The organism is Kitasatospora sp. NPDC001225 (assembly GCF_053597855.1).
On sequence record NZ_JBSFJC010000043.1, the window covers coordinates 13798 to 28242 of the forward strand.

The window sequence follows — 14445 nt, forward strand, 5'->3', positions numbered from 1 at the left end:
CGCCAAGTGCGGTCACACCGCGCGGGTGCCAGTGGGGGCGGAGGGTCCGTGCCGGATGAGGACCTTGATGCGGGTAGCGCCAGCGGGGACGGCAGCGAGTGTGCCGTCCACGGCCAGGTTCTTCGCGACGCCCGTCCCCGACTCGTGGGCCGCCCCCACGGGTGCCTGAACGGGGCTGCGGTGAACGGCCGGAAGCCTCGGAGCGCTGGTCCGCGCAGCGACCGCGAGGTTCGCGCCAGGGGAGAACGGAAGAGGTAGCCATCCGGGGGCCGGAACCTCCTAAGGTGACCGATGTGGACCAGACCCCGCCCCCCGCCCCGTCGTGCATCCTCCCGCTCCCGCTCGCCCCGGTCAGCGACGACCTGGCCGGCGCCCTGCGATCAGTCGGTACGAAAGGGGAAGGGGAACGGGCGCTGGGCCTGCTGCGCGACGCGCACCGGATCCTGACCGACCCCGCCCCCTTCCAGCGGCAGGCCGAGATCGCGGAGTCGTGCGTGCGCGGCGCCGTCGAGGGCCTGCTCAAGCTCGGCGGGAAAAAGCAGGGGCTGGCTGCCGCGGCCCGCGCCGTGCTGAAGGCCGTCGACGCCTACCGGCCCCCGACGCCCGACGTCCTGCCGCCGCAGGCCGAGCCCGCCCGCTCCCGCCGCAGTGACCCGGCGGCCGCGCTGGAGCGGCTGCGAACCGCCGCCGAGGTGCTGCGCTTCGAGTTGGACGCCCCGGGCGGCTACCACGAGCGCCGCGCCGCGGGCATCGTCGAGGACCGCACCGGCCGCGCGCCGGGCCAGGCCCAGAAGAACGCCCTCGAGGTATGGGGCGCCCTGTACGGCAGTACCTCCGACACGCTCCACGGCGTCAACTCCGGTCTCGACGTCGCCACCGATCGCTACCGCACCGCCGTGGCGGCGATCGCGGACGTCTTCCTGCCGCTGATCGCACGCCGCGACCAGGTCCTGGCCCTGCTGGCCCTGTCCGCCCCGGGTGAGGCCGACGCCAAGGCCCTGGCCGCTCTATCGGACCCGCGCGCCCTCGACTACTTCTTCCAGCACCGACCGGCCCCGGGCTGGCTGGAGGTCCTCGACGACCACCTGCTGATGCCCGACGCGGCCGCCGCCGGTGCCTGGCCGGCCTTCCCCTACCTCGACGACCTCACCGCCACCGACCCCGAGCGCGTCCGTGCCTGGCTGGCGGAGCGGGCCGGTGGGATCACCGCCGCCGGCCCCCTCGCGCGCGCCGCCCTGCTGCGCCTGGCCGCCCGCCGCGGCATCGGACTGGCCTCGCAGGTACGCGTGCTGACGGTGGCCCAGCTGAAGCCCGGCCACCGCCCCGACGAGGCGGTGCCGGTGCTGGCCGCGCACTGGGCCCGTGCGGTGCCGCCCGCCGAGCGCGGCACCGACTGGGTCCGCACGGTCGAGACGCTGCTGCGCGCCACCATGGAGGCCGCCCACGACCAGGCCGGCGCCCGCCTCGCGCTGCTCCAGCGCCTGGCCGACGCCGCCGAGGACGACCCCGGCGCCGAGCAGGAACTCGCCGCCCTGGCCGAGGCGCGCCTGCCCGACCACGAGGCCGCCGCCCTCATGAGCGCCCTGGCCGCCACCGCCGCCCACCTGGCCGCGGCCGGTCCGCACGCCGCCGGCACCACCCCGGCCGCGCTGGCCGCCCTGCTGCGCACCGTCACCGCGGTGCTGCTGGCCCGCGACCTGACGCGCACCGGAGCCGCCGTGGCGGCCATGGTCTACGCGGACCTGGACCCGGGCGTGGTGACCGCTCCCGGCGCCGAGCTGGGCCCGCGCCTGGCCCGCACCGTGCTGGACATCGCCGCCCACGACGCCGCCGCCGACACCGTCTTCGCCGAGCGAACCGCCGAGATCACCGGCCGGGTGGCCGCCGCCGACCCGCGCCTGGCGGACCGGCTGCTGGCCGACCACCTCACCACCACCGCCCCCGCCCCGGCCTCCGACGTCGACGACGCGGCGGGGGAGTGGTGGGAGCAGCCCCTGGGCCTGATGGAGCGTCTGCCGGCCTCCCCCGACCCGCAGACCGCCCGCCTGACCGCCCTCGCCGCCGGGACCTGCCCGCCGCAGCACACCGGCCGCCTCACCGCCGCCCTGACCGCTCTGCTCGGCCCCGCCCCCACGCATCGGGACCGCACCGATCACCTCGCCGCCCGCGCCGCGGACCCGGCGCTGCACTGGCCCACCCCGTGGCTGCGCGCCTGGGACTGGTCACCCGTCCTGCCCCAGGCCGTCCTCGCCCCGTGGGCCGACATCCTGGCCACGCTGCGCACCCACGAACCGACCGGCCCGCGCGACCCCCGCGACACCCGCCACCCCTTCGCCTGGACCCCCTCCCAGCCCCTCACCGTGCCCGCCGACCGGATCGCCCCCGGCGACGACGGAGCCCCGGACGTCCTCGCCACGGCCGCGCTCCTGGCGGCCGCCGGCGACGCCCACGACCCGCGCTACCGCGCCGCGCTGCGCACCGCGGTCGACCGCGACCCCGCGGCGTGGGCCGAGGACGTCGCCCGGACGGTGGCCGCCCTGGCCCACCCCTCCTTGCAGGCCGCCTACCTCTGCGCCCTCGCCGGCCGGGCGGAGCGCCTGGCCGTCCTGCCCGGCGGCGCGCTCGCCGCGGCCGTACGCGCGGCCCTCGACCTGCACCGCGCCCTGCCCGCCACCCCCGCCGGGCCGGCGCACCCGGACGGCGGCGCCGTCGACGATCCGGCCCCGGTCCTGGCGGCGGACGCCCTGTTCACCCTGCTGACCGCCGCCTGGCGTACCGACACCGACCTCGGCGCCGAACTGACCGCCGACGCCCTGGCCCACCTCACCCGCCTCACCGACTCCCTCACCGACCCCGCCACCCCCGACACTGACGACACCTCCCCCTTCCCCACCACCGCGAGCGCCCGCGCACTGCAGGCCCTGCTGGAGCACGCCGCCCACCACACCCGCACCACCGCACCGCCCGCCCTGCCGTCGGCGCTGCGCCCCCTCCTGGAGGCGGTCTTGGCCGCCCACCCGGCCGATGCCCGCACGGCCCAGGCCCTCGCCCCGCGCCTGCCGCTCCTGCACCGCCACGCCCCCGACCTCCTCGAGGACCACCGCGCCCACCTCCTGGCCCTGGAGCCCGGCCGCCCCTTCCAGGGCGCGGCCGGGCTATGGCTGCGCTGGGGCCGCTTCGACGCGCCGCTGCTCGCCGCCCTCGACCGCGGCCAGCTGCTGGCCGCCCTGCGCGCCCAGGCCCCGCCGGAGACCGCCGGCCACCTCGCCCACGCCCTGCTGACCGACCCCGAAGCCCTCGACGAGCCGGGCACGCTGCTGGCCAACCTCGCCGACGGCCCCGGCGGGGCCGCGGCCGTGACCCTGCTGCTGCGCGCCACCGCCCGCTTCACCGGCGACGACCCCGCCGTCCGGGCCCGCGCCGCCGGCCTGTGGCGCGCCGCGGTGGACACGGTCCTGCCCGAGGGCGCCCTCACCGGCGCCGGCTCCTTCACCGACACCCCCCTCGACGACGACACCTGGCTCACCCTCACCCTCGCCTCCGCCCACCACACCCCGCGCCTCGACCACCCCGACCTCATCGCCGAACGCGCCGCCCACCACCCCGACAGCCCGGACGCGCTGCGCCTGGCCGCGCACCTGGTGGCCCACCCGGCCGGAGCCTGGCAGGACCACCGCGTGCGCGCCGAAGCCCGCACCCTGCTGACCGCCGCCGACACCACGAGCCCGGCCGCCGGGGCCGAGGCCGTTCGGCAGCTCCGCGAGGCCCTCGTCGACGCAGGCGACCTCAACGTCTGATAGGTCTCCCGGGCAGCCGGGCCAGCAGGTGCACGGCCGTCCCGGCAGCCATGCTGACGTCCGCCCCGCTGCGCCTCACCGCGGCTTCCCGCCGGGCCGCCGTGTCCGCTTGCGCCGCTGGGTCTTGTATGTGCCGGCCGGTAGGCTCGGGGCGGCGCACCTCGCTTGTGCGCGTCGGCCCGGGCCCACCCCCGGGGAACCGGTGAACCGTGCTGCCGCGCGGGGGCGAGCGAGGATCGGTGCCCTCTTCCAAGCCATGCACCCTGGCAATGCTCGTGGTGGGACGAACAGCAGGTGTCAGGGCGCGATGACGGAGAAGAAGGATGTCCTCCACTAGGGGAAATCCGGTGGACGTCCTCGGGGTACTGCCCTCATGGCCGTCACCCAGCAGCTTGCCCGAGTCCCGTGCCTGAGCGCATCCAGGTGGACGCCATCGAGTCGCGCCAACTTGCAGGCGCGTTCCAGCATGGCTGGTGCCCAGTCCAGATCCAGACAGTCCGCCGGTGGCGGGTCCCAGCGGGGGTCCCCGTCTGGCGACTCGTTGGCTGACTGACGGCAGGCGGCGAGGTACTCCGCCGGGACCTGGTCTCTCTTCTCCGGGATGACCGCCTTGATCCGGCGTTTACGCAGGTAGGCGCGGTTGCCGCGGGACGAGTACGCCCTGTCCGCGGCGACCGCGCCGGGCCGCGTGCGAGGACGGCCAACGGGCAGACGGACCCGCACCTTCTCCAGCACGGGGACGAACTGCGGGCTGTCACCGGCCTGCCCCGCGGTCAGCACGAGTGCCAGGGGACGGCACCTGCGGTCGGCGGCCAGATGAACCTTGCTGGTCAGCCCGCCCCGGGACCGTCCGAGGAGGGCTTCCTTCAGGCGGAGCCCGCGACGGAGCCGGGCGCGTCGCCGCTCGTCCTGTCCGTTCTGTTCCTGCGGCTCGCCCCTTTTTGTCGGGTCTCCTCCTGCTCCCGCGCGGCCTCCTCCAGGGCCTCCATGATCTCCTCGTCGACGAGCATCCCGGCGGCGTCGTGGTGAGCCCGGACGGACGTGGAATCCACGCTGACCAGCGACAGGTCCGCTGTCCCCTCGCGAGCGGCCTGGGCGATCAGGCCTTCCAGCAGGGCGGTGAAGACGCCCGCGTCCCGCCAGACACGGAATCGGCCGTAGACCGTCGGCCAGGGACCGAACTCGGAAGGCATCTCCCGCCACTGGGCGCTGCAGCGGAACCGCCAGATCACGCCCTCGAACTGCTCCCGAAGCCGCTCGGGGTACGGCCCGAACCTCCCGATCGGCAGATAGGGCTCGATCAACTTCCACTGCTCGTCCGTCAGTTGCCTGCGCGTCACGACCAACCGTTCTACCGGGTTCTGCCCTCAGGTGAGGGCAGAACCCGAAGACTGATCGCAACCTCACACAGGCCCTAGCGCGGGGCCGACCTCCTCGACGGCCGCACCGTCGGCCCGATCCTGGAGCTATCCCCGCGAGCGCGGGGCCGACAGGAGGTTGGCGATCAGCAGCGGGTAGTCCGGCGAGCTATCCCCGCGAGCGCGGGGCCGACTCGACGATCGCGTCGGTGACGAGTTCGGCAACGGAGCTATCCCCGCGAGCGCGGGGCCGACACTTCCTGACCTGCTGCGGTTGAGCTCAGGGTACGCCAATCCATTCAGTTCGAGCGGGCCGGCGTGCCTTGGTGGGACCGGGGTGGGACCGGGGTGGGTCGGGGGTAGCGGTTCCTCGCGCACCGCGGGGCCCGGGGCCAAGGGGGCGGCGGGTCATGCTCGGCCCAACGAGCTGCCTGTCGGGCTGGGCATCGGCTGGGCGACCGGCGACGTCACCGGCGTACGGGCGACGGTGCCGTCCACCGAGCGGTTCATGGCGCTGGTACCCGCGGCCCACCCCCTGGCCGAGCACGCGGAGCTGAGCGCACCCGAACTCTCCACCACCGACCTGCTCACCTGGCCCCACCAGATCAACAGCGGCCTGTGCGACCGTCTCCCGTCCGCCTTCCAGATCGGTGGAGCCGCCCTGCGGATCATCAGGACCACCGACAGCGTCCACGCCATCGCACCGCCCATGTCGCCACCGGAACGGGCATCGGCATCACCGTCGAGTCCGCACTCGACCACCAGCCGCCCGGCCTGCGCATCATCCCCTTCACCGGCCTCTCGACCATCGCCGACCAGGTCGTCCTCACACCCGCCGGACCGTCGGACGCCACCACGGCACTGCGCGACCTGCTGCTGTCAGCCGCCTCGACGGAGTCACCCTCCGCCGCGCACTGAGCGGTACGGGTCGTGACGTCGCAGGTCGTCCACCACCACGTCGCTGTGCAGGTGCTGGCCGAGGGCGGTGGGTGAGGGGGACTCGCGATCCCCCGGCCTGCCCTTCGATCCCCACTTGGGTACACGTGCATCGAGCGCTCGGAGCCGGGTGGGCGCTACGTGGTGGCGTGACCTTCGAGGTGCTACCACCCCTATCGCAACTGCGGTCCGGCCAGCCACCCGACCAATGCGCACCTGACTCCCGATGTGACGGATGTGACCTTGTGGTGTACGAAGGCGGGGAGCACGACGATGCTGCCCTGTGCCCTCGGCATGGGATGCGGCGTGCCGAACACCTCGAAGTCGCCGCCCTCGTAGTCGCGACCATCGCTGAGTTGGATACTGACAGTCAACTTCCGTTTGGACAGCGGTCGTTCAAGGCCATAGTCGTTGTGCCAGTGGAAGTGCCCGCGGCCCTCGACGTACTCGAGGAACTGCGGGGGTTTGACGATGTCCGTCACGTCCAGCTCGAAGTAGCGGCGGTTCAGTGCTTCACCCGCGTCCTGGATGAGTTGATAGACGTCCTCGAACAGCGCCGACCGCGGCAGCAGACGTGAATGGCCGACACGGTGATCGGGCAAGGACTTCTGGCCGACGACGCCAGGGGTGACGGTATCGAGGGACCTGCACCGCTCGACGAGCTCCGCACACACGGCGGGGCCGAGACCGGACACGATCGCGGCCCACTGCCCGGGCTCGCCGATGACGCGGGCGTTGGCGTCCGTCATCCTGCCGCCTCGCCCGCCAACGGTCGGAGCATCATGTGGTCGAAGGGTCTCTCGGCGGGGATGTTCAGTGCGCCGGTCTCCCTCACGGCGCGTACGAAGCCCGCGATGAGCGAATCGGTTTCGGCGGCCACGTACTTCTGCAGGAAACCACGCAACTGTGAGGGCTCGTCGAGCGCGGCCAAGGCACCCAGTACCACCCGGTAGTCGGGCTCGGTGATGCGATGCAACATCGTCACGGCGCCCGCATGGCGCAGCCCGGCAACCACGGCGTCGCCGAACGGCCCCGCCACTCCCGGCCACCGCGCGTCCGACCACCCGAGCGCCGCAGGCACCAGTGCCGAGGCCGCCGGGTTGCGGCTGAGTTCGCGCACCACCAGGAACGCCGTGTGCACGTCGCAACGGGCGATCAACGTCTCCACCGTCCGGCCGAGCCCCGTGGCACCGGAACGGATCAGCATTCTGACCAACTGCACCGTGCGTGTCCGGAGTCGATCGTCCTTGCTGGGGTCGAGAGCGATGGCGGGAGGAAAGTAGGCGTACTCCGGGATGGGGGCGGAATGCGCACAGGTGCGAGCCACCAGGGTCACGCTCGGGCAACCAAGATGCACGACGGAGTGGATCAACGCGGGGCCTTGGTGAATCTCGTGCACGGTTCCGACGTCGAGCAACTCCGCGTCGGTGGCGACGACCCGCCCGATCATGAAATGCTCGTCAACCCGGTGTGTTTCGGCGAATTTGAAGCGAGTGTGGACGCTCTGACCGTCCAGGACGGCGAAAGCACCGGAGAAGCCGTGCGCGTGCACGTCGGTGCTGCTCTGGACCCAGAACAGTGCGTCGAGCTGAAACTCGCCGTCGTGGTAGAGCGTGACGGGCGGTTGCCCGAAGGTCTCGTCGAGCCGCGGCTGAAAGGGGAGCTCGGCACCGTCGAGTACCCAGTGCAACACGTCGTTGCCCGTGACGGGCTGGCAGGCGAGGCCATCCGAAATGGCTCGGGCGGCAATGGATGGAAACGATTCAGGGGTTTTGTCGGACCGTCGCCAGCGGTGCCGGAGCTCGGCGGCCGTGCAGGACACGAAGTCGTCGACCCGACCGCGTGTCACCGTCTCACTGCCCGTCACCATGCGACAACCCCCTGGCGATCAACCAATGGAATCGAGGGCAACCGTGCCCGGAAGTCCATGATCCGGGTTCGGCGAAGAAACCGCATCGTCCGGATCAGCTGGGCGGCGTCGAGTTCGTCGTTCTGGTCGCGCCGAAGCCGCTCGTGGATTTCGTGACCCGTCGCCACGCCGTCGATCAGCGCCAGCACGGACAGGTCCCTCGCAGTGACTGGCTGGAGCCTGCTGCCCCACGGTGTGACCACCTTGAAGTGGATGGCCGACGCCCGGCTCTTGACCGAGGTCGTCGGCCGTGGTGGGAACGAATAGTCGACGGTGTAACCATCGGCGACGATGACGGGCACCAGTCCCAGGACGGAGTCGAAGTCCGCCGCCGGCTCGACGAGCACGCCTTCGATCACCGCGAAGTCCAGCCCCAGTTCGAGCATCGTCCACAACGCGTCGGACGGCGTCTCGACGATGGGCTGCCCGGAACCGTTCAGCGACGTATTCAAGATCATCGGGACGCCGGTGCGCTCGTGGAAGCGCCGGATCAGCGCGTGGAAGCGTGGCTGGAGCTCTTCGTGAACGGATTGCACGCGCGCGCTGTCGTCGACGTGCGCGACGGCGGGCACCCGGGATCCGCAGCCCGGCCGGAAGGTGAACGTGCGCAGCATGAACGGGCTGTCGCACCGCGCCTCGTCGACGTCGAACCAGGTGTGGACGTGTTCAGCCAGCACCGATGGAGCGAACGGGCGGAACGCCTCTCGCTGCTTGACGTCGCGGTTCAGCCTCACCTTGTGCTCCGCGCGGCGAGGATCCGCCACGATGCTGCGCTGCCCCAGCGCGCGCGGGCCGAGTTCGCTCCCGCCGTCGAACCACGCCCCGAACTTTCCGCGCTCCAACCGATCCGCAGCGACGTCGGCGATGTCGGTCACGTCCCGGTCCGGGCACACGGCGACAAGCGGGATCGATCGGACAGCTTCGTGCACCTCACTCGGGCCGTAGCGGTGCCCGAATCCCTCACTCACCAGCCTGGCCGGGCGGTGCTGGTGGTGACGCCAGAGTCCGTAGAACGCGGCGCCGACGGCGGGTCCGCTGTCCTCGGCGAAGGGCGCGACGAAGACGTCGGAGAAGCCGGACTCGTGCATCAGGCGTTCGTTCACCAGGCAGTTCAGCGCCACGCCACCGGAGTAGCACAGGTACGCCGAGGTGGACGACGCGCGTAACCGACTCACCAACGCCAGGATCGCCTCCTCGAGGGCGGATTGAACCGAGGCGGCGAGGTCGGCATACTCGCGCTGGCGCAGAGGCCATCGATCGGAGTGCCGAAACGTCGCCGGTACCGCAGTAGAGAACGTCGCCAGGCCGTTGGTCACGGACACGAATTCGTGCGGCTGGAACGACGGCGTGCCGAACGGGGCCAGCCCCATGACCTTGCCTGCGTCCATCGGGTCGCCGAAGATCTGCTGAGCGACGGCGGAGTACATGCCGCCGATACTGCCGAAGCCGGGCATTCCCCCGCCGGCGTGGTCCAGCCACTTGCCTTCCGGGACGAGCTGCTTGGCGATGGGACGGATGGTCGTTCCCGACGCGTCGTACGTCGAGATGATCTCCCAGCCGGAGGGTGCGCCGATGACGGCGCAGCGCTCCTCCTCGCTGAGATCTTGATCGGGTGACCCCATTCCATCAACGACGAGAATGGCGGCGTCCGAGAAGCCCGACAGGGCGTAGGCGCTGATGGCGTGGCCGAGGTGGTGCGATATCCGCAGGGTAGGAATCCCGTGAAAGCACTGGCGCAGTTGATGATTCAGGCTCACGTCCTGCTCGGCGTGACCCGCCTCCCCCTGCGCACACAGCACGATGGCGTCCAATTGCTCCGGCTCGATCCCGGCATGGCGAAGGCAGTACTCGGTGGCCAGGCTGGAGCGGGCGCCGTAGGTGCGGTCTCGCTTGATGCCCGAGAGCCGCTCCTCTTGAACGGCGGCGACGATCTCGGTTCCGTGCACCAGACACGCACCACCGTTGTGCGCGGCGCTGAGTCCGAGAATCCACGGCGTTTCAGTGTTTCTCAAGTGTTCTCCCGGCCTATCATCGGAATTCGAGGCGACCCGGCGCGCGCGCCAATCCTATGCCCGGAGGGGTGGCGTCGTCGTCGAATCGACCGGTAGCAGGCCGCCCCGTTAATTCTTCCGAATGAAGCCCGCGCGCCGAACGGCGGCACGTCGAGTAGGTTCAGCACTGGGATTGCGGCTTCCGGTCCCAACGAATGGAGGCGGGATGCTGAAACAGCTGCCGATCTTGAACGTCGCGAACACATCCGGGTGCGGTTCGTGCCCGTCCAAGGCCCGCCAACCGGACGTCTCCGCCCTCGCGTTGCAGGACGAACTGCGCACCCTGGTGCAGCAAGCAGCCGACGAGCAGGCCGAACACGTCACGCTGAGCGCAGCACCGACCGACTCGGGACCAACGGAGCTCACGCTCGCGCTCGACGAACCCTTGCCACTGGTCCATGAACTACACCACGAGCCGGTGAACGGTTCCCACGTCTGGGTCGGCGTCCAGGAGGCGGCACTGGCCGTGGCGGATGACGCACAGCACCGGCTCATCGTCAGATTCGCGGCCGGCGGGTCGCCGCGCAGCATCGCGAACGACGTCGGATGGAACGTTGTCTCGAATGTCGTGTCCCTCCTGGCGACCTCCGGGCTGATTCGCGGGTTGACGGGCTACCGCGACCGCAAACCCGTGGGTGTCAAGCTGTTCGCCCGCCTCCACCTCACACAGGCCTGCCAACTCGAATGCGCACATTGCTATGCGGATTCGAGCCCGCACATCGATCGCGCGAACGAGCTCCCGACGGTGCGGTGGCGCACGTTCATCGACGACTTCGCCGCGCTCGGGGGCAGGCAGGTGCTGTTCACCGGCGGTGAGGCACTGATGCATCCCGGCTGTCTCGAGCTCATGGCGACCGCCAAGGAGCACCGCATGAAGGTGACCCTGTTCAGCAACGGCCTGCTGATTCCCAAGCTGGCCGAGCAGATTCATCCGCTGGCCGACCTGGTGCAGATCAGCATCGACGGACCCGACGCCGAGTCACACGACGCCATCCGCGGCCGCAACTCCTTCAAGCACGCGATCGCGGCGATTGACAGGTTGACCGAACTGGGCACTCCGACGCGCATCGGCATGACGATCGCGCCCGCCACGTGGCCTAACTGGGTGCAGAAATTCCCTCAGCTGCGAGATCGCTTCGCGGGGGCGCCGAACGTCGCCTTCAAGTTCACCTACGGCATCATGCCGCACGGCCGCGGCACCCAAATCGACTCTGCCGGGCCGGCATCGCGAGAGGAAGTGCGCGACTTCCTTGAAACGGTCAACGGTACCGCTCCCCAGATCACGCGGTATATGGCCACGTGCGGATACGCTGACCAAATGGTGATCGGACCCGACGGGTCGGTCTACCCCTGCCACCTGCTGGACGGGAAGGTCTGCCACATCGACGACATGCCCCTGCGAAACATCGTCGACCTGGTGGCGGGCTTGGCGAAACAGATCGACGTCGACCACGTCGAGGGCTGCAAGACGTGCGAGATTCGGTACCTTTGCGGCGGGACGTGCCGCGTACGCGACAGCAAGAAAACCGGCTCTCGCCTGATCACCACGTGCACGCCCGAGGACAAGCATCGCAATTATGTGAAGATGGCTGGCGATTTCGCTCAGCACATGCGGTAACAACCGAGAAAGGGAAAATCATGTCCGACAAGCGCGAGGTGCCCGAGTCCCCGAAACCGAAACACGAGCGGCTCACGTTCTTCGTCCCGGAGGCGAACATCGACCTGTCCGGCAAGGGAATGCGGATCGCGCTCGACGAGGCCCAGCTCGCGGACCTCAGCGATATGATGGATCAGAACTCGGGAACTTCACCCGGGTGCATCAGCGCGCCCGGCGGGCCCAGCTGCTGACTCACCGGGCAGGGTATGCGCTGTGACTCACGGCCACCGGCTGATCTCCGTTTCTCCATACACCTGACGGTGATCAACGGTGGCCGTGTCCGCCTGCGCCACCGGACCCCCGCCGGCGCATCGACGCTCTACGAGTGTTCCGTGAGCAGCGTGCCAGGCGGTCAGCGAATTCGGTGAGCCAGTTCCGTCGTGGTCCACTGCGGCCCGGCCGCCGGAATCGGCACCACCGGGGCATAGTGGCGAGGACTGCTGGTCTGCGCGATCGACGGCACGGCGATCACGGTGCCCGACAGCCCGGCAAACCTGACGGTATATAGAGTTATCCCCGCGAGCGCGGGGCCGACGTCCGCGAGTTCGGCCGACACTTGAAGCGGACGGAGCTATCCCCGCGAGCGCGGGGCCGACCGCGCCCTCACGGCGGAGGAGACCGAGGCCAGGGAGCTATCCCCGCGAGCGCGGGGCCGACACTTCCTGACCTGCTGCGATTGGGCTCAGACCCGAATCCGCAGGTAGTAGTGCGGTGTGGCGGCTGATACGACGACAGGTGTCCGTGCCGGTTTGAGATGATCGAGGTTCTCTACGCCTGATCGCTCTACCAGCAAGGACACCTGCCAGGTGAACAAGATATCGCGTCGCCGTACCGCCTTCCGTGCCCCCGGTAGGCGCTGGACCCGGTTGAACGCCCAGCTGGGCGGGGTGGACGGGTCGCTGACCGAGAACGGCGGGCTGATGCTGGTCGCGGAACTGGACCGGGCGTTGGGCGTCACCGCCGCGCTGGATACGGAGGTCGGCCCGGTCAAGGAACGCGAGCGGGGGTTGTCGGGCGGGGAGTTCGCACTGGCCATGGCCGCGGTGCAGCTGACCGGCGAGGACCACCTGGTCGGCTTCGACCGGCTGCGGGCGGATGTGGTCGCTGAGGGACTGCTGCCCGCGCCCGTCCCGCCGTCCACGACGGCCGCCACGCTCGCCGCCCGGTTCGACCAGGCCAGGCGGGAGGGCATCGAGCGGGCCTGCGCGCGGGTCACCGCCCGCGCGCTGGCCGCGCTCCCGGTCGCCGAGCGGGCCCGGATCCTGGCCGGGCGGGTCACGATCGACCTGGACGCCAAGGACATCGAGGTCTACTCGACCCGCAAGGAACAGGTCGTCCGCTCCTACAAGGGCGAGGTGGCGGGGCGGGTGCACGCGGCGCACTGGGCCCAGGCCGGCACCGTCGTGGTCGCCGACCTCCTGGACGGCCGCTCGGACGGCCGCACCCACGCCCTGGGCCAGATCGACCGGGCGGTGGACGCCGTGCGCACGGCCGGAGCCACCGGTGCGGTCCTGTTCCAAGGCGATACGGGTTACTACGCCGGGAAGGTCGCCGAGAAGATCGCGGCCCGCGGATGCCTGTTCCGGCTCGGCGTCCCGCGCAGCCGGCCGTTGTGGCGGGCGGTCGCCGCCGTGCACGAGGACGACTGGACCTGCTCCCTGGACTACCCGAGCGCGCGGGTCGCCGTGCTGGCCTACGCTCCGCCCGGCTGGCCCGAGGGCACCCGCGTGATCGCCCGTCGGGTGTGCTACGAGGCCGCCGAGCTGTCCGCGGATCCGCGCTCGCGTCGCTCGCGCACCGTCGGCAAGGACCAGCTCGCCCTGGTCCTGGAGGGTCTGGAGCAACAGGCATACGCCTACTCGTTCTTCGTCACCAACGAGGAGCTGGACCTGGACGTGGGGGTACCTCCCGGCCGAAGGCTGGGGGAGAGGTCGCGGCGGCGGAATGGGAGTTCCGCCGCCGCACCCGGATCGAGGAACTGTTCCGCGACACCGCCCACGGCGCCGGCCTCAACCACCTGCCCTCCGGCTCCCACGCGGTCAACAGCATGTGGACGTGGGGCGCGCTGCTGGCCTACAACCTCACCGCATGGCTGCAGATGCTCGCCCCCATCGGCCAGGCCCGCCGCCGCATCGCCACCGTGCGGCGCCTGCTGATCCACCGCGCCGCCCGCTGGACGGTCACCGCCCGCCGCCACGAACTCCGCTTCACTGCCGCGGCCAGTGAGCTGATCGCCAACACGCTGGCCCGGATCCGTGCCCACCGGCACCTTTCAGTAGCCTGACCGATTGCCCCGACCGGGCCCGAACCACCCGACACCGCCCTGGAAAGCCGCCCACCCGCGCGACAGCCGGGCCACCGGCCTACCCGGCCACACCACAACGGCGCCAACGGCCAGCACAGAGATCAACTGACTGGCCGCCAGCCACTACCTGCGGATTCGGGTCAGAGTGCGCCAATCCATTCAGTTCGAATCCGGAGCCCGACGTGTGCCGGGCCAACCCCCCAGCGGCTGGCTGTCTCAGCTGCGCCCCGGCGAGCCGACTCTGAACCTTCGTCAGCATCGTACGGTCTGTTGTCGGCATGGGTACAGGGGACGGGTTCGCCGGTGGCCTCGTCGGTCAGGGCCCGGGGCTGAGAGGCTGACGAAGGACGACCTCCAGCTCGGCGATGCCGCCGCCCTCGGCGCCTCCCCGATCGGCCGCCTCGCCGCTGTCGCCGAAGTCGTCGCCGCATA

At 71.0% G+C, this 14445-nt stretch carries 9 protein-coding genes and 2 pseudogenes; 6 read left to right on the plus strand and 5 right to left on the minus strand.

Annotation, left to right across the window (positions count from 1 at the left end):
- Window positions 1-284 precede the first annotated feature (284 nt).
- Entirely contained in the window at window positions 285-3797 is a 3513-nt protein-coding gene (locus ACWDCZ_RS17280; RefSeq protein ID WP_449816309.1) for a hypothetical protein, read from the plus strand.
- Window positions 3798-4379: 582 nt separating this feature from the next.
- Here ACWDCZ_RS17280 and ACWDCZ_RS17285 read toward each other — a convergent pair.
- Window positions 4380-5137 (minus strand): annotated as a pseudogene (locus tag ACWDCZ_RS17285) (IS5 family transposase); the annotation flags it as partial.
- A 636-nt stretch (window positions 5138-5773) separates the two neighbouring features.
- Between ACWDCZ_RS17285 and ACWDCZ_RS17290 the strand changes: the two are divergent.
- Window positions 5774-6073, plus strand: coding sequence for a hypothetical protein (locus tag ACWDCZ_RS17290; RefSeq protein ID WP_449816310.1), 300 nt, complete (start codon window positions 5774-5776; stop codon window positions 6071-6073).
- A gap of 191 nt (window positions 6074-6264) precedes the next feature.
- Here the strand turns inward: ACWDCZ_RS17290 and ACWDCZ_RS17295 are convergent, their stop codons facing one another.
- From ACWDCZ_RS17295 to ACWDCZ_RS17305, 3 genes are read right to left on the minus strand one after another with little or no spacing between them, the layout of a single operon-like run.
- On the minus strand, window positions 6265-6840 hold the full coding sequence (locus ACWDCZ_RS17295; protein ID WP_449816311.1) for a 2OG-Fe(II) oxygenase: 576 nt from the start codon (window positions 6838-6840) through the stop codon (window positions 6265-6267).
- Window positions 6837-7961 (minus strand): hypothetical protein, encoded by a 1125-nt coding sequence (locus ACWDCZ_RS17300; protein ID WP_449816312.1) that lies wholly within the window; start codon window positions 7959-7961, stop codon window positions 6837-6839. The genes ACWDCZ_RS17295 and ACWDCZ_RS17300 overlap by 4 nt, the downstream gene beginning before the upstream one ends.
- Complete coding sequence (locus ACWDCZ_RS17305) at window positions 7955-10012, minus strand: carbamoyltransferase family protein (protein WP_449816313.1); 2058 nt, start codon at window positions 10010-10012, stop codon at window positions 7955-7957. Before ACWDCZ_RS17305 ends, ACWDCZ_RS17300 begins: the two co-directional genes overlap by 7 nt.
- 205 nt (window positions 10013-10217) lie before the next feature.
- On the opposite strand from ACWDCZ_RS17305, the gene ACWDCZ_RS17310 reads away from it, so the two are divergent.
- Window positions 10218-11669: a radical SAM/SPASM domain-containing protein gene (locus tag ACWDCZ_RS17310; RefSeq protein ID WP_449816314.1), complete on the plus strand. Its 1452-nt coding sequence runs from the start codon at window positions 10218-10220 to the stop codon at window positions 11667-11669.
- A 20-nt stretch (window positions 11670-11689) separates the two neighbouring features.
- A complete protein-coding gene (locus ACWDCZ_RS17315; protein ID WP_449816315.1) occupies window positions 11690-11899 on the plus strand; it encodes a hypothetical protein in 210 nt (69 codons plus the stop codon).
- A gap of 161 nt (window positions 11900-12060) precedes the next feature.
- Here ACWDCZ_RS17315 and ACWDCZ_RS17320 read toward each other — a convergent pair whose 3' ends face one another.
- Complete coding sequence (locus ACWDCZ_RS17320; RefSeq protein ID WP_449816316.1) at window positions 12061-12264, minus strand: hypothetical protein; 204 nt, start codon at window positions 12262-12264, stop codon at window positions 12061-12063.
- Window positions 12265-12595: 331 nt separating this feature from the next.
- Between ACWDCZ_RS17320 and ACWDCZ_RS17325 the strand changes: the two are divergent.
- A pseudogene (locus tag ACWDCZ_RS17325) lies at window positions 12596-13444 on the plus strand (transposase); the annotation flags it as partial.
- Window positions 13445-13452: 8 nt separating this feature from the next.
- Complete coding sequence (locus tag ACWDCZ_RS17330) at window positions 13453-13992, plus strand: transposase (protein ID WP_449816337.1); 540 nt, start codon at window positions 13453-13455, stop codon at window positions 13990-13992.
- Window positions 13993-14445: the final 453 nt, after the last annotated feature.